This window comes from Pseudomonas putida, from assembly GCF_004357765.1.
In the GTDB taxonomy this organism is placed as follows: domain Bacteria; phylum Pseudomonadota; class Gammaproteobacteria; order Pseudomonadales; family Pseudomonadaceae; genus Aquipseudomonas; species Aquipseudomonas putida_U.
This window is the reverse complement of sequence record NZ_SMTE01000010.1, coordinates 261,499-283,182: the sequence shown is the minus strand read 5'-3', so window position 1 is coordinate 283,182 and position 21,684 is coordinate 261,499. Positions and strand designations below refer to the sequence as shown.

The 21,684-nt window shown below is 62.5% G+C and carries 21 protein-coding genes and 1 pseudogene; 11 read left to right on the top strand and 11 right to left on the bottom strand.

Annotated elements, in window-relative coordinates:
• Positions 1–36: 36 nt before the first annotated feature.
• Both E2H86_RS17285 and E2H86_RS17280 read left to right on the top strand, forming a co-directional pair.
• A complete protein-coding gene (locus E2H86_RS17285; RefSeq protein WP_133329985.1) occupies positions 37–237 on the top strand; it encodes a hypothetical protein in 201 nt (66 codons plus the stop codon).
• 303 nt (positions 238–540) lie between these two features.
• Positions 541–2,013, top strand: a complete 1,473-nt coding sequence (locus E2H86_RS17280) for an inorganic phosphate transporter (RefSeq protein WP_133329983.1) — start codon at positions 541–543, stop codon at positions 2,011–2,013.
• 191 nt (positions 2,014–2,204) lie between these two features.
• Here E2H86_RS17280 and E2H86_RS17275 read toward each other — a convergent pair whose 3' ends face one another.
• Positions 2,205–3,680: a helicase HerA-like domain-containing protein gene (locus E2H86_RS17275; RefSeq protein WP_133329981.1), complete on the bottom strand. Its 1,476-nt coding sequence runs from the start codon at positions 3,678–3,680 to the stop codon at positions 2,205–2,207.
• A gap of 98 nt (positions 3,681–3,778) precedes the next feature.
• Here E2H86_RS17275 and E2H86_RS26855 point away from each other — a divergent pair.
• The 5 genes and pseudogenes from E2H86_RS26855 to E2H86_RS17255 all read left to right on the top strand — a co-directional run.
• Positions 3,779–4,867 (top strand): annotated as a pseudogene (locus E2H86_RS26855) (cache domain-containing protein); the annotation flags it as partial.
• A 90-nt stretch (positions 4,868–4,957) separates the two neighbouring features.
• Complete coding sequence (locus E2H86_RS26850) at positions 4,958–5,722, top strand: methyl-accepting chemotaxis protein (RefSeq protein WP_397466891.1); 765 nt, start codon at positions 4,958–4,960, stop codon at positions 5,720–5,722.
• A gap of 216 nt (positions 5,723–5,938) precedes the next feature.
• The gene (locus E2H86_RS17265; RefSeq protein ID WP_133329977.1) at positions 5,939–7,060 is read left to right on the top strand and encodes a glycosyltransferase family 4 protein; all 1,122 of its coding nucleotides are present in this window, start codon (positions 5,939–5,941) and stop codon (positions 7,058–7,060) included.
• Positions 7,053–7,817 carry a DUF2334 domain-containing protein gene (locus E2H86_RS17260; RefSeq protein ID WP_133329975.1) on the top strand — a complete coding sequence of 255 codons (765 nt, stop codon included), beginning with the start codon at positions 7,053–7,055 and terminating at the stop codon, positions 7,815–7,817. Before E2H86_RS17265 ends, E2H86_RS17260 begins: the two co-directional genes overlap by 8 nt.
• Positions 7,814–8,806: a lysylphosphatidylglycerol synthase transmembrane domain-containing protein gene (locus tag E2H86_RS17255; protein WP_133329973.1), complete on the top strand. Its 993-nt coding sequence runs from the start codon at positions 7,814–7,816 to the stop codon at positions 8,804–8,806. The genes E2H86_RS17260 and E2H86_RS17255 overlap by 4 nt, the downstream gene beginning before the upstream one ends.
• Here the strand turns inward: E2H86_RS17255 and purU are convergent, their stop codons facing one another.
• Positions 8,807–9,658: a formyltetrahydrofolate deformylase gene (gene purU / locus E2H86_RS17250; RefSeq protein WP_133329971.1), complete on the bottom strand. Its 852-nt coding sequence runs from the start codon at positions 9,656–9,658 to the stop codon at positions 8,807–8,809.
• Between the two features lie 296 nt (positions 9,659–9,954).
• Here purU and mvaT point away from each other — a divergent pair, with 296 nt between their 5' ends.
• Positions 9,955–10,332 carry a histone-like nucleoid-structuring protein MvaT gene (mvaT, locus tag E2H86_RS17245; RefSeq protein WP_133329969.1) on the top strand — a complete coding sequence of 126 codons (378 nt, stop codon included), beginning with the start codon at positions 9,955–9,957 and terminating at the stop codon, positions 10,330–10,332.
• Positions 10,333–10,403: 71 nt separating this feature from the next.
• Here the strand turns inward: mvaT and sbcB are convergent, their stop codons facing one another.
• The 3 genes from sbcB to E2H86_RS17230 all read right to left on the bottom strand — a co-directional run bounded on the left by sbcB (position 10,404) and on the right by E2H86_RS17230 (position 12,756).
• On the bottom strand, positions 10,404–11,840 hold the full coding sequence (sbcB, locus tag E2H86_RS17240; protein WP_133329967.1) for an exodeoxyribonuclease I: 1,437 nt from the start codon (positions 11,838–11,840) through the stop codon (positions 10,404–10,406).
• Between the two features lie 46 nt (positions 11,841–11,886).
• Positions 11,887–12,246, bottom strand: a complete 360-nt coding sequence (locus tag E2H86_RS17235; RefSeq protein ID WP_133329965.1) for a PilZ domain-containing protein — start codon at positions 12,244–12,246, stop codon at positions 11,887–11,889.
• 123 nt (positions 12,247–12,369) lie between these two features.
• The gene (locus tag E2H86_RS17230) at positions 12,370–12,756 is read right to left on the bottom strand and encodes a tetratricopeptide repeat protein (protein ID WP_133329963.1); all 387 of its coding nucleotides are present in this window, start codon (positions 12,754–12,756) and stop codon (positions 12,370–12,372) included.
• Positions 12,757–12,937: 181 nt separating this feature from the next.
• On the opposite strand from E2H86_RS17230, the gene pyk reads away from it, so the two are divergent.
• Entirely contained in the window at positions 12,938–14,392 is a 1,455-nt protein-coding gene (gene pyk / locus E2H86_RS17225; protein WP_133329961.1) for a pyruvate kinase, read from the top strand.
• Positions 14,393–14,475: 83 nt separating this feature from the next.
• On the opposite strand, the gene E2H86_RS17220 is transcribed toward pyk, so the two are convergent.
• Positions 14,476–15,396 carry an iron-sulfur-binding ferredoxin reductase gene (locus E2H86_RS17220; protein ID WP_133329959.1) on the bottom strand — a complete coding sequence of 307 codons (921 nt, stop codon included), beginning with the start codon at positions 15,394–15,396 and terminating at the stop codon, positions 14,476–14,478.
• Positions 15,397–15,637: 241 nt separating this feature from the next.
• Here E2H86_RS17220 and E2H86_RS17215 point away from each other — a divergent pair, with 241 nt between their 5' ends.
• Positions 15,638–17,161, top strand: a complete 1,524-nt coding sequence (locus E2H86_RS17215) for a fumarate hydratase (protein ID WP_012274004.1) — start codon at positions 15,638–15,640, stop codon at positions 17,159–17,161.
• 122 nt (positions 17,162–17,283) lie between these two features.
• On the opposite strand, the gene E2H86_RS17210 is transcribed toward E2H86_RS17215, so the two are convergent.
• Positions 17,284–18,156: a carbon-nitrogen hydrolase family protein gene (locus tag E2H86_RS17210; protein WP_133329957.1), complete on the bottom strand. Its 873-nt coding sequence runs from the start codon at positions 18,154–18,156 to the stop codon at positions 17,284–17,286.
• Positions 18,153–18,743: a GNAT family acetyltransferase gene (locus E2H86_RS17205; RefSeq protein WP_133329955.1), complete on the bottom strand. Its 591-nt coding sequence runs from the start codon at positions 18,741–18,743 to the stop codon at positions 18,153–18,155. Before E2H86_RS17205 ends, E2H86_RS17210 begins: the two co-directional genes overlap by 4 nt.
• Positions 18,744–18,858: 115 nt before the next feature.
• On the opposite strand from E2H86_RS17205, the gene E2H86_RS17200 reads away from it, so the two are divergent.
• Positions 18,859–19,257: a nuclear transport factor 2 family protein gene (locus tag E2H86_RS17200; protein ID WP_133329953.1), complete on the top strand. Its 399-nt coding sequence runs from the start codon at positions 18,859–18,861 to the stop codon at positions 19,255–19,257.
• A gap of 18 nt (positions 19,258–19,275) precedes the next feature.
• Here the strand turns inward: E2H86_RS17200 and E2H86_RS17195 are convergent, their stop codons facing one another.
• From E2H86_RS17195 to E2H86_RS17185, 3 genes are read right to left on the bottom strand one after another with little or no spacing between them, the layout of a single operon-like run.
• Entirely contained in the window at positions 19,276–19,854 is a 579-nt protein-coding gene (locus E2H86_RS17195) for a DJ-1/PfpI family protein (protein WP_133329951.1), read from the bottom strand.
• 51 nt (positions 19,855–19,905) lie between these two features.
• Positions 19,906–21,063 carry a phospholipase D-like domain-containing protein gene (locus tag E2H86_RS17190; protein WP_133329949.1) on the bottom strand — a complete coding sequence of 386 codons (1,158 nt, stop codon included), beginning with the start codon at positions 21,061–21,063 and terminating at the stop codon, positions 19,906–19,908.
• A 1-nt stretch (position 21,064) separates the two neighbouring features.
• Entirely contained in the window at positions 21,065–21,646 is a 582-nt protein-coding gene (locus tag E2H86_RS17185; protein WP_133329947.1) for a YceI family protein, read from the bottom strand.
• Positions 21,647–21,684: the final 38 nt, after the last annotated feature.

Sequence of the window (21,684 nt, the reverse complement as noted above, 5' to 3'; positions counted from 1 at the left end):
GGGCGAACGACCCTACAACTTGAATCAGGTACTACTGTGACGAAAGACGAACTGCGCGCGGAACTCGAGCGCCAGGCTGAACGTTACAAGGAAGTTTATGGTGGTGAAGTCACCACCTATGCCGCTCAACCGGATCCAGAGCGTAAACCGTGGCGCAAACGCGCCAGCATCCGTGACCAGGCTTTCAACGAAGAACTGGAAAAAATGGAAAAAGAGCTGCGCGGCGACGACGCCTGAGCCATCCGGCACTCTGCGCCCGCATCGCTCGATGCGGGCGGATTATCGCTGCCAGGCTGAAGATGAAATGGAATTACACAAATTTCATACAACCGTTTGAATTAGGCAACCCACACCGAAGCCTTAAGTTTTTCCAGATTTTCTCAGACGTTTGCCGAAATTCAATAGAAATGTCGGTCTCCCCGCTTCGCTGAACGGGGGTATCGAACGGTCCGCGGCAGGGCCATCGGTCAGCTGCGGGTGCATCGATTGCCAAGGTTTTCTGGCATAATCCGGCCCCCCTATGACCGCCAGACAACCTTCATGATCGATTTATTCAGCGGACTGGATGCCTGGGTGTTGGTGAGCCTGCTACTCGCCCTGACCTTCGTGCTCGCATTCGAGTTCATCAATGGCTTTCATGACACCGCCAACGCGGTAGCCACCGTCATCTATACCAAAGCCATGCCACCGCACCTGGCCGTGTTCTTCTCCGGGGTGTTCAACTTCCTTGGCGTTCTGCTCGGCGGTGTGGGGGTGGCCTATGCCATCGTGCACCTGCTGCCGGTCGAACTGCTGATCAACGTGAACACCGGCCATGGCCTGGCCATGGTGTTCTCGTTGCTGGCTGCGGCCATCACCTGGAACCTGGGCACCTGGTACTTCGGCATCCCCGCCTCCAGCTCGCACACCTTGATCGGGTCGATCCTTGGCGTGGGCCTGGCCAACGCTCTGATCAACGACATCCCGCTGGGTGATGGGGTCAACTGGCAGAAGGCGATCGACATCGCCATGTCGCTGGTGGTCTCGCCGATGGCCGGCTTCGCCGTCGCGGCGCTGGTGCTGATCGGGTTGAAATGGTGGCGTCCGCTGTCGAAGATGCACAAGACGCCGGAACAGCGTCGCAAGCTCGACGACAAGAAGCATCCCCCCTTCTGGAACCGCCTGGTCCTGGTGATTTCGGCGATGGGCGTGAGCTTCGTACACGGTTCCAACGACGGTCAGAAAGGTATCGGTCTGATCATGCTGGTCCTGATCGGCATCGTTCCGGCCAAGTTCGTGCTCGACCTCAACAGCACGACCTACCAGATCGAACGCACCCGCGATGCGACCCTGCACATGAGTCAGTTCTATCAGCGCAACGAAGCGACGCTGGGCGAATTCCTGGCCTTGGGCAAGGCCAAGTCCAGCGACCTGCCGGAGCAGTTCAGCTGCAACCCGCAACAGACCGAACCGACCATCGCCGCGCTGCAGTCCTCGCTCAAGGGCGTGACCGACTACCACGCCCTCAGCGCCGACAAGCGCGTGGAAGTACGTCGCTACCTGCTGTGCCTGGACGACACCGCGAAAAAGGTCGGCAAGCTGCCTGGCCTGGACGCCCGTGAGAAATCCGACCTGGAAAAACTGCGCAAGGACCTCACCGCCACCACCGAATATGCACCATTCTGGGTGATCGTGGCCGTTGCCCTGGCCCTGGGCCTGGGCACCATGGTTGGCTGGAAGCGCGTGGTCCTGACCGTTGGCGAGAAGATCGGCAAGCAGGGCATGACCTATGCCCAGGGCATGTCTGCACAGATCACTGCGGCCTGTGCCATCGGCATGGCCAACGTGTTCAGCTTGCCGGTATCGACCACCCACGTGCTGTCGTCCGGCGTGGCCGGCACCATGGTCGCCAACAAGAGCGGCCTGCAAGGCGGCACGGTGAAGACCATCCTGCTGGCGTGGGTGCTGACCCTGCCTGCTTCGATGGGCTTGGCCGCCGGACTGTTCTGGCTGGCCTCTAAAGCGTTGGCCTGACTGATCCTGTCAGATGGGGGCTGCTCTGCAGCCCTTCGCGGGCAAGCCCGCTCCTACAAGTTTTGCGCTGAGTTCAGGAAATGCGCGATCTTTGTGGGAGCGGGCTTGCCCGCGAAGGGCCGCGAAGCGGCCCCCAATTGCTTAACTGACCGGCATTAGCCTGATAGCGCTTGTCCTGGTGAGCGTATTCGCTAACGCTTCTTGTTCCCCAACAGCGACCCCATCAAACCCCGCACCAACTGCCGCCCCAACTGGTTCGCCGCCTGGCGCACCGCCGACTTGATTGCCTGCCCCGCTGCGCTCTGCAGGAAGTCCCCTGCCTTGTCGGCAAGGCTCTCCTCGTCCACCTTGGGCACCGGCGCCGGCTCCGCCGGCTCGCCCTTGCGCTGGGTCAGCATTTCATAGGCTGACTCACGATCAACCGGCTTGTCATAGCGCCCGGCCAATGACGAGGATGCGATCAGCGCGCTGCGCTCAGTTGCGCTCAATGGCCCGATGCGCGACTGAGGCGGTGCCACCAGCACTCGCTGGACCATCGCCGGCGTCCCCTTTTCCTCCAGCGTGCCGACCAGTGCCTCGCCAATGCCCAGTTCGGTCAACACCGCCAGGGTGTCGAAGGCCGGATTGGGGCGAAAACCATCGGCAACGGCTCGCAACGACTTCTGTTCCTTGGCGGTGAACGCCCGCAGGCCATGCTGGATGCGTAGACCCAACTGAGCCAGTACGGCATCGGGCAGGTCCCCCGGCGATTGGGTCACGAAGTACACACCGACACCTTTCGAACGAATCAGCCGCACCACTTGCTCGAGACGATCCTGCAACGCTCTGGGGGTGCCGTTGAACAACAGGTGGGCTTCGTCGAAGAACAAGGCCAGCACCGGTTTGTCGGCATCGCCGCGCTCGGGCAACTGCTCGAACAATTCAGCCAGCAGCCATAACAGGAAGGTCGCGTAGACCTTGGGCGCCTCGTGCACCAGGCGACTGGCGTCGAGCAGGTGGATGCGACCCCGGCCGTCGACCTCCGGCCGCAGCAGGTCCTCCAGTTGCAATGCCGGTTCGCCGAACAGGGCCTCCGCACCCTGCTGTTCCAGAGTCGCCAGACGCCGCAACAAGGCCTGGGTCGACGCGCCAGTCATCAACGCGCTGTCATCGCCGAGTAGCTGTGGATTGTCCTTCAGGTGGCCGAGCAACGCCTTGAGGTCTTTCAGGTCGAGTAACAACAAGCCCTCGCGATCCGCCACCTTGAACGCCGCATACAGCGCAGCCTGCTGGCTGTCGGTCAGTTCCAGCAGATTGCCCAGCAACAGAGGCCCCATGTCGGTGAGGGTCGTGCGCAGCGGATGGCCGGACTGCCCGGCGATGTCCCACAGGCTGACCGGATAAGCCTTGGGCGAATGACCCAGCCACGGCATGCCGGCGATTCGCTCGGCCACCTTGCCCTGCGGTACCCCAGCTGCGCCAAGGCCACACAGATCACCCTTGATATCGGCGGCGAACACGGCCACACCGGCATCGCTGAAGGCCTCGGCCAAGTGCTGCAGGGTGACGGTCTTGCCCGTCCCGGTGGCACCGGCCACCAGCCCGTGGCGGTTGGCCAGGCGCATGGCCTGGCTGACCGGCAGGCCGTCCGGGCCGGCACCCACCACTATCTGCGAAGTATCCGTCATGTTCTTCCATCCTCTGTTCAAGCTTTGCAAGCCCGTGGCCGATAGCAACGGTGAGATTCGCGTGAAAGACAGTAACAACCCTAAAAGGACTTAGCGGGATGTTGCACTGTTTTGCAGCCCCTTGCGTGCGAACACCCGATTTAAACCTTAGCGGAACCGATTACGCCATGAAAAGAAGCCTTCGATTCAGCCACAAGATTCTTCTAGCAGCATCGCTGATCGTCATACTCGCCTTCAGCCTCTTCACCCTGTACAACGACTATCTGCAACGCAATGCAATTCGGGCCAACCTGGAGAACTATCTCTCCGAGATGGGTGAATCGACTTCCACCAACATTCGCAATCTGTTCGATGGCCGAATCAAACTGGTGGAAAACCTGGCACAGAACATTGCACAGTCACCTGCAACGGCTGAAACACTGATGGGCCAGAGCGCCCTGACCTCGAGCTTCCTGACCGTGTATCTGGGCAAAGTCGACGGCAGCTTCAGCGTACGTCCCGATGCGACGATGCCCGACGGCTACGACCCGCGCACCCGCCCCTGGTACAAGGATGGCATGAACGCCAGCGGCGTCATGCTCACCGAACCCTACATCGACATGACCACCAACAAGATGGTCATCGGCATCATCGACAAAGTGTCGTCCAGCGTCGGCGTGGTGGGCGGCGATCTGGCTCTCGATGGCCTGGTGCAGATCATCAACTCGCTGAACTTCGGCGGCATGGGCTACGCCTTCCTGGTCAATGACCAGGGCAAGATTCTGGTTCACCCGGACCAGAATCTGGTAATGAAGTCGCTGTCGGACTTGTTCCCGCACAACTCGCCTAAACTGTCCGCCGACCTGACCGAAGTCGAGGCCGATGGTCAAGCGCGACTGTTGAGTTTCACACCGATCAAAGGTCTGCCCTCGGCCAATTGGTATATCGGCCTGTCAGTGGACAAGGACAAAGCCTTCACCATGCTCAGCACTTTCCGCACGTCGGCGGTGATCGCCACCGTGGTGGCGGTGGTGATCATCATCGCCCTGCTCGGCCTGTTGATCCGTGTGCTGATGCAACCCCTGCACACCATGACCCGCGCCATGGAGAACATCGCCGAAGGCGAAGGCGATCTTACCCGCCGCCTGGCCATCCACAATCACGACGAGTTCGGCATCCTCGGCGCAGCCTTCAACCGCTTCGTCGAACGCATCCACGACTCGATCCGCGAAGTGTCCTCAGCCACCGAGCAGGTCAATGAAGTGGCCTTGCGGGTGATCAGTGCCTCCAACTCGTCGATGAGCAACTCCGACGAACAATCCAACCGCACCAACAGTGTCGCCGCTGCCATCAACGAACTGGGCGCCGCTGCCCAGGAGATCGCCGGCAACGCCGCGCAAGCCTCGCAGCACGCCAGCTCCGCACGGCTGCTGGCCGAGGAAGGACAGCAGGTGGTGGAGCGCAACATCCAGGCGATGAATCGTCTGTCTGACCTGATCGTCTCGTCCAGCGCTCACATCGAGACCCTCAACAGCAAGACCGTCAATATCGGCCAGATTCTCGAGGTGATCACCAGCATTTCCCAGCAGACCAACTTGCTGGCACTCAACGCCGCGATCGAGGCGGCACGCGCAGGCGAAGCCGGCCGTGGCTTCGCTGTGGTCGCCGATGAGGTGCGCAATCTGGCGCACCGCACCCAGGAGTCGGCGCAACAGGTACAGACCATGATCGAGGAACTGCAGGTCGGTGCCCGCGAGTCGGTCGAGACCATGGGCCAGAGCCAGCGCCACAGCCAGGACAGCATGGAAATCGCCAACCAGGCCGGTGAGCGCCTGGACAGCGTAACCGTTCGTATCGGCGAGATCGACGGCATGAACCAATCGGTGGCCACTGCAACCGAGGAACAGACCGCCGTGGTCGACTCGATCAACATGGACATCAACGAAATCAACATGCTCAATCAGGAAGGCGTCGAAAACCTGCAGGCAACATTGCGCGCCTGTTCGGACCTGGAGCAACAGGCAACGCGACTGAAGCAGCTGGTTGGGAGCTTCCGGATCTAACCGACAGACCGCGTCGCCTTTATCGCGGGTAAACCCGCTCCTACAGAAATCGTGACCCTTGGGGTTTCGATTCTGTATGAGAGGTTTACCCGCAAAGTACCTCCCGCCCCACCCAAGCTCGATCGAACAAACTATCCTTCATGTAGGTCAACTTCTAGGTGCGTCATCGCCGGTGGGTTACAGCCGGATGACAGACCCGAAGACGATCCTGGAGGGATGCTGATCGTGCACATCGCCGACATCACCATGTTCTACGCCCCGGCGAGCGGCGGCGTACGTACCTATCTTGATGCCAAACATCACCGCCTCGACGCCATCCCGGGCGTACGCCATAGCCTGTTGATCCCCGGTCGCAACGCCAGTCATGACGACGGCGTCTACACCGTGCCCGCCCCTCCTCTGCCGTTCGGCAAGGGTTACCGCTTTCCGGTACGCCTGGCGCCCTGGTGCAACGTCTTGCGCCAGTTGCAACCCGACCTGATCGAAGTCGGCGACCCGTACCTGACCGCTTGGGCGGCGCTGGAGGCGCGCCGTAAGCTGGATGTGCCGGTAATCGGCTTCTATCACTCCGATTTGCCGCTGCTGGTGAGCAACCGCATGGGCAATTGGTTCACGCCGAACGTCGAGGCCTATGTCAGCAAGCTCTACGGCAATTTCGACCGGGTCCTGGCGCCCAGTCAGGTCATGGCTGACAAGCTGCGCCGCCTGGGCGTGCGCGACGTGCATGTCCAACGCCTGGGGGTCGACCTCGCCACCTTCAACCCCGCGCACCGTGACCCACAACTGCGCGCCCAACTCGGCATACCCGACACCAGCCGCCTGCTGATCTATGCCGGCCGTGGCTCGCGGGAAAAGAACCTGCCGGTACTGCTCGACTGCATACGGCACCTGGGCCAGCCTTACCACCTGTTGCTGGTGGGCTCGAACATGCCGGCCGCCGTGCCCGACAACGTCAGCGTCATCGACCATTTCTGCCCGCCGGATGAAGTAGCGCGGTTGATGGCCAGTGCCGATCTGCTGGTGCATGCCGGCGACCAGGAAACCTTCGGCCTGGTGATCCTCGAAGCCATGGCCAGCGCCACGCCGGTAGTGGCGGTGCGCGCCGGAGCCTTTGGCGAGCTGGTCAACGAGCAATGCGGCAGCCTCTGCCAGGCTAACGACGGTCGGGCCATGGCCCAGGCCGTACGCGAGACGTTCGAGGCTGGCGTGCGCAAGCTCGGGCTCCAAGCCCGCCGTCATGTCGAGCAGCACTATTCGTGGGACAACGTAGTCAGCGGCCTGCTGCAACATTACCAGGCGGTGCTGGGCCACCAGCCACAGGTACGCGCCCATGGTTGAGGCCGATTCCACGGCGCCTAGCCTGATGCTGGTGTTGCATGACGTGGCGCCAGAGACCTGGGCGGACTACCAGCCGTTCGTCGAAGCCGTCGATGCCTTGGGCACGGTACCGATGACCTGGTTGGTGGTACCGGATTTCCACCACCGTAACCCGCTGGGCGGTGCCCCCGCCTTCTGCCAACTGCTCGAGCAGCGCCTGGCCCGTGGCGACGAACTGGCCCTGCATGGTTTCTACCATGCCGACGACGGCCCACCGGCCCGCAACCCTGCTGAATTCTTCATGCGCCGGGTGTACACCCACGAAGGTGAGTTTTTCGCCCTGGATCAGGCCCAGGCCTTGGAGCGCCTGGAAGCAGGCCTGGCAGTGTTCGCGCGACACGGCTGGCCGGTACAAGGGTTCGTCGCCCCGGCCTGGCTGATGAGCGAGGGTACCCGCCAGGCATTGCGCCGCCTGCCGCTAAGCTACACGAGCACCCCGCAGCACCTCTACCGGCTGCCGGAGTTCGCTGCCATCGACGCGCCCGGCCTGGTGTGGAGCGCGCGCAGTGCCTGGCGCCGCGGGTTATCCAGGGCAGTGTGCGAGTGGCAGCGCAAGCGCTGGCGCGAGGCCGATACCTTGCGTCTGGGACTGCATCCGGTGGACATGCGTCACCGCAGTTCGCGCCAATATTGGCTGGACACGCTCAAGGTTCTGCTGGCCCAGGGCCGTGAACCCTTGACCAAAGCCGCCTGGCTGCAGCGCCAGGCCCGCGCATGAACCGCCTGGGTTGGCTGGCACTGGCGCTGCTGTGTGCGGTACTGGTGCCGGCCTTGCTCGGCGGCAACGAATTGCTGCCGCGGCTCAAGGCCTTCGACAGCGGGTTGCTGCTGACCCTTCTGGGAATGATCTTGCTGTGCTGGATCATCAACGCCATACGCCTGCGTCTGTTGCTCGGTCAACAGGGTGCCCAACTGGGCCGGGTGCGCAGCCTTGGCGTGGTGATGGCCACCGAGTTCGCCATTTGCACGACACCCGGTGGCAGCGGCGGGCCGCTGACCCTGATGACCCTGCTCGCCCGCGACCGTATCGGCCCCGCACGCAGTGGCGCCGTGTTCGCCATGGATCAGCTGAATGATTTGGTGTTTTTCTTCTGCGCCATGCTGGCGATTGCCGGTTACGCCTTGTTCCACAGCCTGGGGCGCAGCCAGCAGGACATGCTGCTGGGCAGCGCGCTGTTGATGTGTTCGGCACTGGGAGCGATCGCCGCCTTGCTGCGCTATCGGCACGGCATGATGCGCTTCAACGGCCGGCTGTTGCGTGGGCTCGGTATGTCGCCGCAACGCAGGCGTCGCTGGGCACGCAAGCTGCTGCGCTTCATCAGAGCCTTGGCGCAGACCTGGCGGCTGCCCAAACGTACCTTGGCACTGGTGTTCGCGCTCACCTGCGCGCACTGGAGCCTGCGCTACAGCGTGCTGTACCTGGTGGTACGAGGGTTGGGGGTGGACCTTGCCTGGATTCCCAGCTTTCTGGTGCAGATGCTGTCACTGAGCGCGGGCCAGTTCAGCCTGCTCCCCGGCGGCGCGGGAGCCGCCGAGCTGACCTCGGCGAGCCTGCTCGCGCCCCTGGTCGGCAGCTCGACAGCGGCTGCCGCCATACTGATCTGGCGCGCGGTCACTTTTTACTTCTACCTGCTGGCCGGCGGGCCGGTGTTCGTCTGCCTGGTGGCGCGTCCATTGCTGCAGCGCCGCCGGCGCCAGGTCGGCTGATCAGTCGAACACGACGGTCTTGTTGCCGTGCACCAGCACGCGATCTTCCAAGTGATAACGCAGGCCGCGGGCCAGCACCATCTTCTCGACATCACGGCCGAACCGCACCATGTCCTCGATGCTGTCGGCATGATTCACGCGCACCACATCCTGCTCGATGATCGGGCCCGCATCGAGCTCCTCGGTCACGTAGTGGCAGGTCGCACCGATCAGCTTCACGCCACGCAGCGCCGCTTGGTGGTAAGGCTTGGCGCCAACGAACGAAGGCAGGAAGCTGTGGTGGATGTTGATGACCTTTTCCGCATAGTCCTGGCACAACTGCGGCGGCAGGATTTGCATGTAGCGCGCCAGCACCACCACGTCGGCGGCGTGCTCCTGGACCAGACGCGACACTTCCGCGAAAGCCGGCGCCTTGTCTTTCGGGTCGACCGGCACGTGGAAGAACGGAATGCCGTGCCACTCAACCATGCTGCGCAGATCGTTGTGGTTGGACACCACACACGGGATCTCGCAATCCAGTTCATCGGTGTGCCAGCGGTGCAACAGGTCGGCCAGGCAGTGCGATTCGCGGCTGGCCATCAGCACCACACGTTTCTTCTGTGCCGAATCGGTGATGCGCCAGGTCATGGAGAACTCTTCTGCGATCGGCGCGAAAGCTTCACGGAAGGCTTCGATACCGAACGGCAGGGATTCGGCGCGGATTTCATGACGCATGAAGAACCAACCACTCTGCTCATCGGAGTGGTGGCTGGCTTCGTTGATCCAGCCATTGTACAAGGCTAGGAAATTACTGACTTTCGCCACGATGCCAACACGGTCGGGGCAGGCGATCACCAGACGATAGGTGCGCATGAATGAGACTCCAGAACTTCGCAAAGGCGCCCATTCTAGCGGCCTGCAGTGAAAAACGCAGTAATCATTGCGCCGAGCGGGCCTGTCCGACGCACGCCCTGTCATCCTGCGGTGACGTCACAGCAACTGTTACCAGACATGACCAGATGACAGACTCAAAGTAAATTTTTCTTAACCTGAGAAATATGTTGTTGCCTAGTAATTAACAGGGTTGCGGTTAATTACATGTTTACTTGCGGGTATCGCCTGTCTATTATTGGCCTCACATTTCCCGAACTCGCACTAAGGACCACTCCATGTCCCTGATCAACGAATACCGCGCTACCGAAGAAGCCATCAAAGAACTTCAGGCCCGCCTGGCCAACCTGTCCCAGGATGACAAGCTGAAAAAAGAACTGGAGTTCGAAGGCAAACTGCGTGCGCTGATGGGTGAATACTCCAAGTCGCTGCGCGATGTGATTGCCCTGCTTGACCCGGAATCGAAACTGAGCAAAAACGCACGCGGCGTCAGCAAACCGGCCAGCACCAAACGCGCGCGCAAGGTCAAGCAATACAAAAACCCGCACAACGGTGAAGTGATCGAAACCAAAGGCGGCAACCACAAAACCCTGAAAGAGTGGAAAGCCAAATGGGGTGGCGATGTGGTTGAAAGCTGGGCTACCCTGCTGGACTAATAGCAGACCGCGACAATTCATCGCGGTACCCTGAAAACGCCGGCACATTGCCGGCGTTGTCGTTTTTACAATCAAGCGGTAATAGCATATTGCTCGCGCAGGGTCTGGGCATGTACCTGCCAGGCATCCAATACCCGTCGTCCCGCCTCGTCGGCGCTGGCCCACGCAGCCTGCCTGGCCTGCTCGAAATCCCCCAAGGTATTCGGCGCTCCCCACTGTGGGTCGCACAGACGCTGCTGGCAGAATGCAAACCAGCGCTGCCGCTCTTCGCCATTGAGGGTCTCGGGGAAGTTACGGGCACGATAACGGAACAGTAACTCCGGTAGGCGCGGGTCGTCGAACATCCAATGGCCATGGCTCAACTGCGCGGGCTCCAGGGTTCGAACTTGCTCGCACAAACGTCGATCACGGTCACCGAGGAATCCGTCATACAACTGCTGTTCCGGATCTTCACAGGGGGCAAACTCTTCCGGGCCATAGATGTGCTCCAGCTTGTCACGCCATTGCCCCTGCTGATTGGCCAGTTGATCTGCCCGCGCTTGCAATAGGGCCATATCCACACCCAGCCGTTTTTGATCGACGGGGCGCAATACCGAAAGCGGTGCCAGCACAGGACAACGGTTGATTTGCACCAACTTCAGCGGAACCGGTAATTCACCGTCAGGTAAATCCTCGTGGCGCGTGTACAAACGCTTGCGTAGCACTTCGGCACTTTCCCTTATCAACGGTAGGGTTTCCTGCTGGAGGTCACAGACAATCAATGCATTACGGTTACGCGGGTGCCACGCCAACGGCAATACCACGCCTAGATAACTACGGGCCGCGGAAAAACGCCCGGATATATGGACCAGCGGCTGCAACAAGCGCACCTGTTCCATGACTTTGTGCTTGCTGCGCAACTGGAACAACCAGTCGTACAACTTGGGTTGGCGCTGGCGAATCAAACGTGCCAGGGCAATGGTGGCCCGCACGTCGGAAAGAGCCTCATGGGCATGGCCATGCTCGATGCCATTGGCCTTGCTGAGCAGTTCCAGACGCAGGCTGGTGCGTCCGTCCTGCTGTGGCCACTCGATGCCGTCAGGGCGTAGCGCATAGGCGGTGCGCACCACGTCGATCAGGTCCCAGCGACTGTTGCCGCCTTGCCACTCCCGGGCATAGGGATCGAAAAAGTTGCGGTAGAGGCTGTAGCGCGTGACTTCGTCATCGAAGCGCAGGGTGTTGTAGCCTGCGCCGCAGGTGCCGGGACGCGCTAGCTCGGCGTGCACGCGGGTCATGAATTCGGCTTCGCATAGGCCCTGGTTGGCCAACTGCACCGGGGTGATCCCGGTGACCAGGCAAGCCATTGGATGCGGCAGAATGTCGTCGGAGGGCTGGCAGTAGAGATTGAACGGTTCGTCGATCTCGTTCAGTTCCAGGTCGGTGCGCACACCGGCCACTTGCAGAGGGCGGTCACAACGCGGGTTGATACCAGTGGTTTCATAGTCATGCCAGAAGATGCTGGAGCTCACGGGATCGTCCTGTATCGAGGTCGCCCCGATTCTAACCCACGGATCTTCAGGCAGAGGCGTTGGCCGGCTTGAAACTGAAGTAATCGCGCAGCGAGCGGACGAAGTCCTCGTACTCGCGAGGCGCTTGCAGCAGCATGAAACCCGAGTCGTAGTGGCCGGGGGTCTGGTCTTCACGACACCACAGGCAACTGGCCGTGAGATCGACCAATTGCATGGCGCTGCCCGGCAGCGGCAGGCGCAGCTGCAGCTCGTAGTCCGGCCCGACCAGAACCGGCAACTGACTGATCAGCATCAACCCATCCTCGGAGGCGTTGCCCAACTGGCCGATCGGCTGATCGGTAAAGCGGTTGTACACCTTGAGCACACAGGGGAGCTGGTGGCGTTCGATATGGCGCTGGATGAACATGTTCGCAGGTGCAGTCCGTATCCGATGCCAGGAATACGAGGAACTGGCGGTTGTCGTTACATCTGGCTTACAGGTTACTCCACGCTGCCCGGCAATTCCCGTGAAATAAATGACACCTTGGTGTTAACGCCAAGGAGTGGAGGTCACCGGACTGGCCACTGCGGATTCACCGCGGCGGTAATGACCGAGCTTTTCCAGGGTCTGCAGGCGGGCCTGGGCACGGTAGGCATACTCATTGCGCGGGTACTGCTGAATCAGGTACTCGTAGGTCTGTGCCGCGTCGACGTACAGCTTCTGACGCTCCAGGCACTGGCCACGCAGGAGCGACACCTCGGGGTGAATGAACGGCCGTGCGCGACTGGTACGGTCGACCTGCGACAGCTCCAGCATCACCCGCTGGCAGTCGCCCCGGTCATAGGCGCGGTAGGCATTGTTCAAGTGGTGGTCCATGGACCAACGGGTGCAGCCGACGGTGCTGACCGCCAGTGCGAAAACAATCAGGGCTCGCATGGGGAAATCTCCTTTGATGCCAGGGTATCGGCCTTTACCTATAAATCTTCACAGGGTTTTGCAAGGATACCGCCCCCGTTCAAACGCCACCCTGTGCCGTTTGCAGGTAGTGCAACGGAACAATGACTACAGCGCGATTCAGGAGTAGCCTTTCGCTGCGCTTCACTATAGGAGTCTGTGCATGACCATCCGCCGTACCAAAATCGTCGCCACCCTCGGCCCCGCCAGCAATTCACCGGAAGTGATCGAACAGCTGATCCTCGCCGGCCTGGACGTGGCACGCCTGAACTTCTCCCACGGCACCCCGGACGAGCACAAGGCGCGTGCGCGCCTGATCCGCGACATCGCCGCCAAGAACGGCCGGCATGTCGCACTGCTGGGCGATCTGCAGGGTCCGAAGATCCGCATCGCCAAATTCAGCAACAAGCGCATCGAACTGAAAGTCGGTGACAAATTCACCTTCTCCACCGCGCACCCGCTGACCGAAGGCAACCAGGACATCGTCGGCATCGACTACCCCGACCTGGTCAAGGACTGCGGCGTTGGTGACGAACTGCTGCTCGACGATGGCCGCGTGGTCATGCGCGTCGAAACCGCCACCGCCGATGCCTTGCACTGCGTGGTGATCATCGGTGGCCCGCTGTCTGACCACAAAGGCATCAACCGCAAAGGTGGCGGTTTGACCGCGCCGGCCCTGACCGAAAAGGACAAGGCCGACATCAAGCTGGCCGCGGAAATGGACCTGGACTACCTGGCCGTGTCGTTCCCGCGCGATGCCAGCGACATGGAATACGCCCGCAAGCTGCGCGACGAAGCCGGCGGTAGCGCTTGGCTGGTGGCCAAGATCGAACGTGCCGAAGCCGTGGCCGACGACGAAACCCTCGACCAGTTGATCGCCGCCTCCGACGCAGTGATGGTCGCCCGTGGCGACCTGGGCGTGGAAATCGGCGACGCCGAGCTGATCGCCATCCAGAAGAAGATCATCCAACACGCCCGCCGCAACAACAAGGCGGTGATCGTGGCGACCCAGATGATGGAGTCGATGATCCAGAACCCAATGCCGACTCGCGCCGAAGTGTCCGACGTGGCCAACGCCGTGCTGGATAACACCGATGCGGTGATGCTGTCGGCCGAAAGCGCCGCCGGTGCCTACCCGATCGAAGCCGTCCAGGCCATGGCGCGCATCTGCCTGGGTGCCGAGAAGCATCCGACCAGCCAGAAGTCCAGCCACCGCCTGCACACCACGTTCGAGCGCTGCGACGAAAGCATCGCCTTGGCAGCGATGTACACCGCCAACCACTTCCCGGGCGTTAAAGCGATCATCTCCCTCACCGAGAGCGGCTACACCCCGCTGATCATGTCGCGCCTGCGCTCGCACGTGCCGATCTTCGCGCTCTCGCCGCACCGCGCCACCCAGGCTCGCGCCTCGATGTTCCGCGGCGTCTATCCGATCGCCTTCGACCCGGCTGCGCTGCCAGCCGACAAGGTCAGCCAGGCTGCCGTGGACGAGCTGCTCAAGCGCGGTCTGGTGGAACAGGGTGACTGGGTGATCCTGACCAAGGGCGACAGCTACCACACCATCGGTGGCACCAATGGCATGAAGATCCTGCATGTCGGTGATCCGCTGGTCGGCTGATCGACCTCCAGGGCCGATCGTCGGTGGCCGGTTCCTACGATAGCCGTAGGAACCGGCTTACCGACGATGGGGCCGACGATGCCTCAGGCGTGCTCGAGGAACACGTCGGCGAATACCTGCCCCCGCGGCACCCCGGCAATGAACAGCCGCCGGGCGAACCGCTCGACACTCCCCGGCGATCCACACAGCAGCGCAATCGTCTGCCGCGATGACGGCCGCAATCCCGCCAGGGCAGTTTCCAACTGCTCGGCCAGCACACACTCGACATTCACCCCGGCCAGCGTTCGCAACGACTCGGCCAGGTAATGCCCTGCGCGCTCGTGCGCCACATGCAGGACCTTGATCTCGCCGCGATGCCCCTGGCGCAAGGCCTCGCGCAGTATGCCCGACAACGGCGCCAGCCCGGTCCCCGCTGCCAGCAACCAGAGCGGCCGCTCCTGCCAGTCCGGGTCGTAATGCAACGCTCCCCCGCGCAACTCGCCCAGACGCAGTTGGCTACCGAGCTGTACGCCCCGCAACTGGTCGCAAAAAGCGCCTGGACGCTGGCAATCGATATGAAACTCCAGGAAGTCATCGTCACCCGGCAGGCTGGCCAGGGAGTATGGACGCGCCACCGCCCCCAACCACAGCACCATGTGCTGGCCAGCCTGGTAGCGCAGCGCGCGTTCTGGTCGCAGGCGCAGGCGCAGCACAGTGCCAAACCAGTCGACGGCGCAGACCTGGGCCGGCAAACCGTCCTGCAGTGGATCGAACACAGCCACCCGCAGATCTTCGATCACTCGGCACTGGCAGGCCAGGCGCCAGCCCTGTGCGTGCTTGTCCAGCGCCAGGGCCTCGGGCAGTGCATCGGCCGGCTGCCCGGCGAGGCAATGCACCAGGCAGGCATGACAACTGCCGGCACGACAGCTGTAGGGGACGTTGAGACCTGCCGCATTCAAGGCATCGAGCAGGTTGCTGCCGGTCGGCACCGTCCAGCGGCGCTCGCCCACGCAGAGTTCGGGCATTTCGGGAGATCTCCAGGTCGACGGTGGTGTTCATCGTACATGCCCAGCAAGAACGATGCCCGGGCATTGCCGACCATGGTCCTGACCACACGCAGGTGTTTCGCTCGTTGAGGCGCGCTATACTGCCGCGCCCTTTTGCGTCGGCCAGCCTGCCGGCGCGCCTTGCAAGGCGTTTCGACACGCTGGTCGGCACCGTCGAGCGTCTTTTTGAATGTTCCCGTCTTTAAGAGGAGCGCGCTGCATGACCGTGATCAAGCAAGACGACCTGATTCAGAGCGTCGCCGATGCCCTGCAATTCATCTCGTACTACCACCCCGTCGACTTCATCCAGGCGATGCACGAAGCCTACCTGCGTGAAGAATCGCCCGCCGCACGCGACTCGATCGCCCAGATCCTGATCAACTCGCGCATGTGCGCCACCGGCCACCGCCCGATCTGCCAGGACACCGGTATCGTTACCGTGTTCGTCCGCGTGGGCATGGACGTGCGCTGGGACGGCGCCACCCTGAGCGTCGACGACATGATCAACGAAGGTGTGCGTCGCGCCTACAACCTGCCTGAGAACGTCCTGCGCGCTTCGATCCTGGCCGACCCGGCCGGTGCTCGCAAGAACACCAAGGACAACACTCCAGCTGTCATCCACTACTCCATCGTCCCCGGCGACAAGGTCGAAGTCGACGTCGCGGCCAAGGGCGGCGGTTCGGAGAACAAGTCGAAGATGGCCATGCTCAACCCTTCCGACTCGATCGTCGACTGGGTACTGAAGACCGTCCCGACCATGGGCGCTGGCTGGTGCCCGCCTGGCATGCTCGGCATCGGCATCGGCGGTACCGCCGAGAAGGCTGCGGTGATGGCCAAGGAAGTGTTGATGGAATCCATCGACATCCATGAGCTGAAAGCCCGTGGCCCGCAGAACCGCCTCGAGGAAATCCGCCTGGAGCTGTTCGAGAAGGTCAACCAGCTGGGCATCGGCGCCCAGGGCCTGGGCGGCCTGACCACCGTGCTCGACGTCAAGATCATGGATTACCCGACCCACGCCGCCTCGCTGCCGGTGTGCATGATCCCGAACTGCGCCGCGACCCGTCACGCCCACTTCGTGCTCGACGGCTCCGGCCCGGCCGAACTGGAAGCACCGTCGCTGGACGCCTACCCGGAAATCGTCTGGGAAGCCGGCCCAAGCGCCCGCCGCGTCAACCTCGACGACATCACCCCGGAAGAAGTCGCCAGCTGGAAACCGGGTGAGACCATCCTGCTCAACGGCAAGATGCTTACCGGCCGCGACGCAGCGCACAAGCGCATGGTCGAGATGCTCAACCGTGGCGAAGAGCTGCCGGTCGACCTCAAGGGCCGCTTCATCTACTACGTCGGCCCAGTCGACCCGGTCGGTGACGAAGTGGTAGGCCCTGCCGGCCCGACCACCGCGACCCGCATGGACAAGTTCACCCGCCAGATCCTCGAGCAGACCGGTCTGCTGGGCATGATCGGCAAGTCCGAGCGTGGCCCGACCGCCATCGAAGCGATCAAGGACAACAAGGCCGTTTACCTGATGGCCGTTGGCGGCGCCGCCTACCTGGTAGCCCAGGCGATCCGCAAGTCCAAGGTCCTGGCCTTCGCCGAACTGGGCATGGAAGCGATCTACGAGTTCGAGGTCAAGGACATGCCGGTGACCGTCGCGGTCGACAGCAATGGCGAGTCCGTGCACATCACCGGCCCTGCCCTGTGGCAGAGCAAGATTGCCCAGAGCCTGGCAGTCGAAGTGAAGTAAGTCTGTAGAACGGCGGCGCCCCCTTCGCGGGGCAAGCCCGCTCCCACAGGATCCCCATTGAATCTGGAAACAATGGGATCCTGTGGGAGCGGGCTTGCCCCGCGAAGGGGGCGCCGCCGTTTTCAGGGCAACCTGTCAAACTGCTCCGGCCAATCCCGACGCGTCAATACCTGCCCCTCCCGCCTCACCCGCCGTACCTCCTGCAGGTCCACCTCGCACATCAGCCATTGGCTGCCCGCAGGGTAAAGCTCGGTGCTCAGCGCAATCACCCCATCCCCGGGCATGCCATGGTCCGGCGGCACGAACAGCCCAGCCCGGCCGATGTTCTCATCCAAAGCCGGCGACCAAGGCGCCAACCCCACAGTCGGGCTCTGCAGCACGGCAATCTGGTTCTCCAGCGCCCTGGCCTGCGCACCGATGCGTACGCGATGGTAGCCCGCCTCGGTGTCAGTGCAGCTCGGTGCCAGAATCAGGTCTGCGCCCCCTTCGGCCAAGCGCCGGGCGAGCATCGGAAATTCGTTGTCGTAGCAGATCAGGATGCCTAGACGCCCCAGCGCCGTGTCGAACACCTGCAATCCCTCGCCGGGCGCGATGTTCCACTGCTCGCGCTCGAAGCGGGTCATGATCAGCTTGTCCTGATGCCCCAACAGCCCCTGTGGGCCGAACAACCATGCTCGATTGCGATAACGCCCATCGGCATCCATTACCGGCGCGCTGCCCGGTTGCAGATAGACACCCCAACGCCGGGCAATGCCCGCGCACAGCTCCAGCCACGGCGCGATCAGCGGCTGGATACCGGCGATGGAACCTGACAGGTCGCCCCGTTGCTCGGCGGGCAACTGGCCACTGAGGACCAGGCCGGCATACTCCGGAAGCAGCAGCAGTTGAGCGCCTGCCTCAACCGCCTCGGCGCACAGGTCTTGTAAATGATCGGCGTAGGCATCCCAGGTTTCATGCAGCTCGATGGCGTATTGGCAAGCCGCGAGGCGAATCAAATCGGTAGCTCCTTGGTCCAGAATGACATGATCTTTTCCGAACTTTCCTCCTCGTCCAGGTCACGCCAGCTATAGCTGGTGCGCAATGACGGGTCGTGCAGGAAGCCCCGGTTGCGCCAGAAGCCGTGTAGCGGCTTGTAGTCCGCTGGCCGCCGCGGGTGCACGCCTGGCCGCTCGACCGCACAAAACGCGCAGTAGTCGAACTCGGCCAGTTTGTGCGCGTAGGACTCGCGCTCGATGAAGAAGCGCACACCCAGGCCCTGCCCGCGATACTGCGGCAGCACCAGCGACTCGCCGAAGTAGTAGACGCTGGCGGGGTCGCGCCCTTGGCCGAGAAAAGGTTGTTGGAAGGCTGGGTCGACATCCACCAGGGGCAGCCCGGTCGAGGCCCCGACCACCTGGTCGCCGTCCAGGGCCAGCACCACCAGACTACGGCCGGAACGGGCGTAGGCCGACAGGTATTCGGCTTCGTAGTCGGGGGAGCCGTCGTAAAGGTAGGGAAACTCGCGAAACACCGTCAGGCGAAGGCGAGCGAGGTCATCGATGTAAGGCGCGATAGCGGCGCCGTGCAACAGGCGGATTTCCATGCTTGGCGGTCGTTTTGTCGTGGTGGATGACGCGCTCGGCTAAGCCGGGCTTGAGGGGAAACCCTATCATCCGTGCCAATGCTGCGCCTTTTCCCTCCACGACAGGTATTGTTCCATGACCGCTACCGAACTGGTAAATGCTTACTACGCCGCCTTCAACGCTGGCGACATGCCGGCCTTTCTCGCCTTGCTCAGCGAGGATGTGATCCACGACATCAACCAGGGCGAGCGACAGATGGGCAAGGCGAAATTCGCCGCGTTCATGGACAAGATGAACCGCTGCTACCGCGAGCGGCTGGCCGATATCGTGGTCATGCAGAACGCCGATGGCAGCCGGGCGGCCGCCGAGTTCACCGTGCACGGCCAGTACCTGGCCGATGACGAGGGCCTGCCTCCGGCCAAGGGGCAGACCTACGTGTTGCCGGCCGGGGCGTTCTTCTACATCCACTGCGGGAAGATCGCCCGGGTCACCAACTACTACAATCTCAATGACTGGACCGAGCAGGTGGAATGAACCGGCGATAGGCCCCGATCAGACGATACGGGTACCCAGTACCTTTAGAAACGCCGCCAACCACGCCGGATGCGCCGGCCAGGCGGGAGCCGTGACCAGGTTGCCGTCGACATGCGCCTGGTCCACCGCGATATCGATGAACGTCCCGCCCGCCAGGCGTACCTCCGGTGCACAGGCCGGATAGGCACTGCAGCCGCGTCCTTTGAGCACACCAGCCGCCGCCAGCAGTTGCGCCCCATGGCAGACTGCCGCAATCGGCTTGCCGGCTTGGTCGAAAGCCTTGACCAACGCCAGCACCCGCTCGTCCAGGCGCAGATACTCCGGGGCTCGTCCACCGGGAATGACCAAGGCATCGTAGCCTTCGGCGCGCACCTGGACGAAATCGTAGTTCAGAGCAAAATTATGCCCCGGCTTCTCGCTGTAGGTCTGCTCGCCCTCGAAGTCATGGATCGCGGTGCGCACCGTCTGCCCGGCGACCTTCTCGGGGCAGACCGCATGCACGGTGTGGCCCACCATGCTCAGTGCCTGGAACGGCACCATCGCTTCATAATCTTCGACGTAATCGCCCACCAACATGAGAATCTTCTTCGCCGTCATCGCATAGACTCCTGACAGTGCCTGGGAACAGTCACTGCAAGATAGTCGGTCTTAGTTGCGACGGTCGAGCAGATTGACCACCAACCGGTCCAACCAGCCCCACACCCGCTGTTTGACCCGGCGCCACAGCGGCCTGGCATTCCAGTGATCGAGGTCGACCTCCTCGCTCAGGGCGAAATCGCGCTGGAAACTGGCCAACACGGCTGCGGTCAGCGCCGGATCGAGTGCTTCGATGTTGGCTTCCAGGTTGAAGCGCAGGTTCCAGTGGTCGAAATTGCACGAGCCGACACTGACCCAGTCGTCCACCAGCGCCATCTTCAGGTGCAGAAAGCACGGCTGGTACTCGAAGATGCGCACCCCGGCGCGTAATAGACGCGGGTAGTAACGGTGCCCGGCGTAGCGCACCGACGGGTGATCGGTACGTGGGCCGGTGAGCAACAGGCGCACGTCGACGCCCTTGCCGGCCGCCCGCCGCAGCGAGCGGCGCACGCTCCAGGTGGGCAGGAAATACGGCGTGGCCAGCCAGACCCGCTGCTGGCCACTGTTCAGTGCCCGCACCAAAGAATGCAGGATGTCCTGATGCTGGCGGGCGTCGGCATAGGCCACCCGGCCCATGCCCTGACCCTGCGCAGGCACCTTGGGCAGGCGTGGCAGGCCGAAGCCCTCGGCCGGACGCCAGGCCGTGCGGCGGTTGTTGGCGTGCCACTGGCGGTCGAACAACAGTTGCCAGTCGACCACCACCGGCCCTTGCATCCGCACCATGACCTCGTGCCATTCCGATTGCGCCTGACCCGGGGTCCAGAACTCATCGGTGACTCCGGTACCGCCGACCACCGCCCAACGCTCATCGACCAGCAGCAGCTTGCGGTGGTCACGGTAGAGGTTGCGAAAGCCCCGCTTCCAGCGCAAGCGGTTGTAAAAGCGCAGATAGACGCCGGCCTCGGTCAAACGCGCACGCAGCGCCGCACCGAAGGCCAGCGAGCCGTAGTCGTCGAACAGGCAGCGTACCCGCACGCCACGCCGCGCCGCCCGCTCAAGCACCTCGACCACCGCTTGCGCACAATCGCCGGCCTCGACCAGGTACAACTCGAGATCGACCTGAAACTCAGCCTGGTCGATGGCCTGGAGCATGCGCGGGAAAAACGCCGGACCGTCGACCAGCAACTCGAACTGGTTCCCTTCGCGCCAGGGAAAGACCGGCCCCGGCATGTCAGCGAGCGTTGAAGATCAGCACCGCGTTGACCGGCACCGTCGGGTTGATGGACTTGAGTTTGGCGAACTTACGCAAGCTCTCCAGGCCGGGCATCAAGCCATAGTCCTCGGCGCGCAGCACCAAGGGCTCCAGCGTGACCACCTGGAAGCGCCGTTGGTCCAGGCGAGTGGCGAGCAGCAGCGCGTTGTAGCTGTGCGACTGGCCATGCAAGGTGACCGTCAGCGGCAGGCGCAATTCGATCTGCGCGCCATCGGCAAGGTCGTTGAGGGGCCGTAGGTCGATCTGTGCCTTGACCGTCGCCTCGGCGAACTGCTTGACCTCGAACAGTTCGTCGCGCATGCGCTCGTCCCTCAGCGGGATGCCGCTGCTCACCGAGTCCATCTCGATGCGCAGGCTGGCGGTGCCTTTGCGGTCGACGCTGCCATGCAGCACTAAAAAGCGATGCACCTCGGCAGTATTGCCGTTCTTGCCGGTGACGAACGACAGGCGTGACGACTCGCCATCGAGGTGCCAGTTGGCGTGGGCGGGCAGGCAAAGTGCCAACAACAATGCAGGAAGTAAACGGAGCATTTTGAACATGACGAATCTCATGGAGCCAAGCCGCCAACCTTAACCGC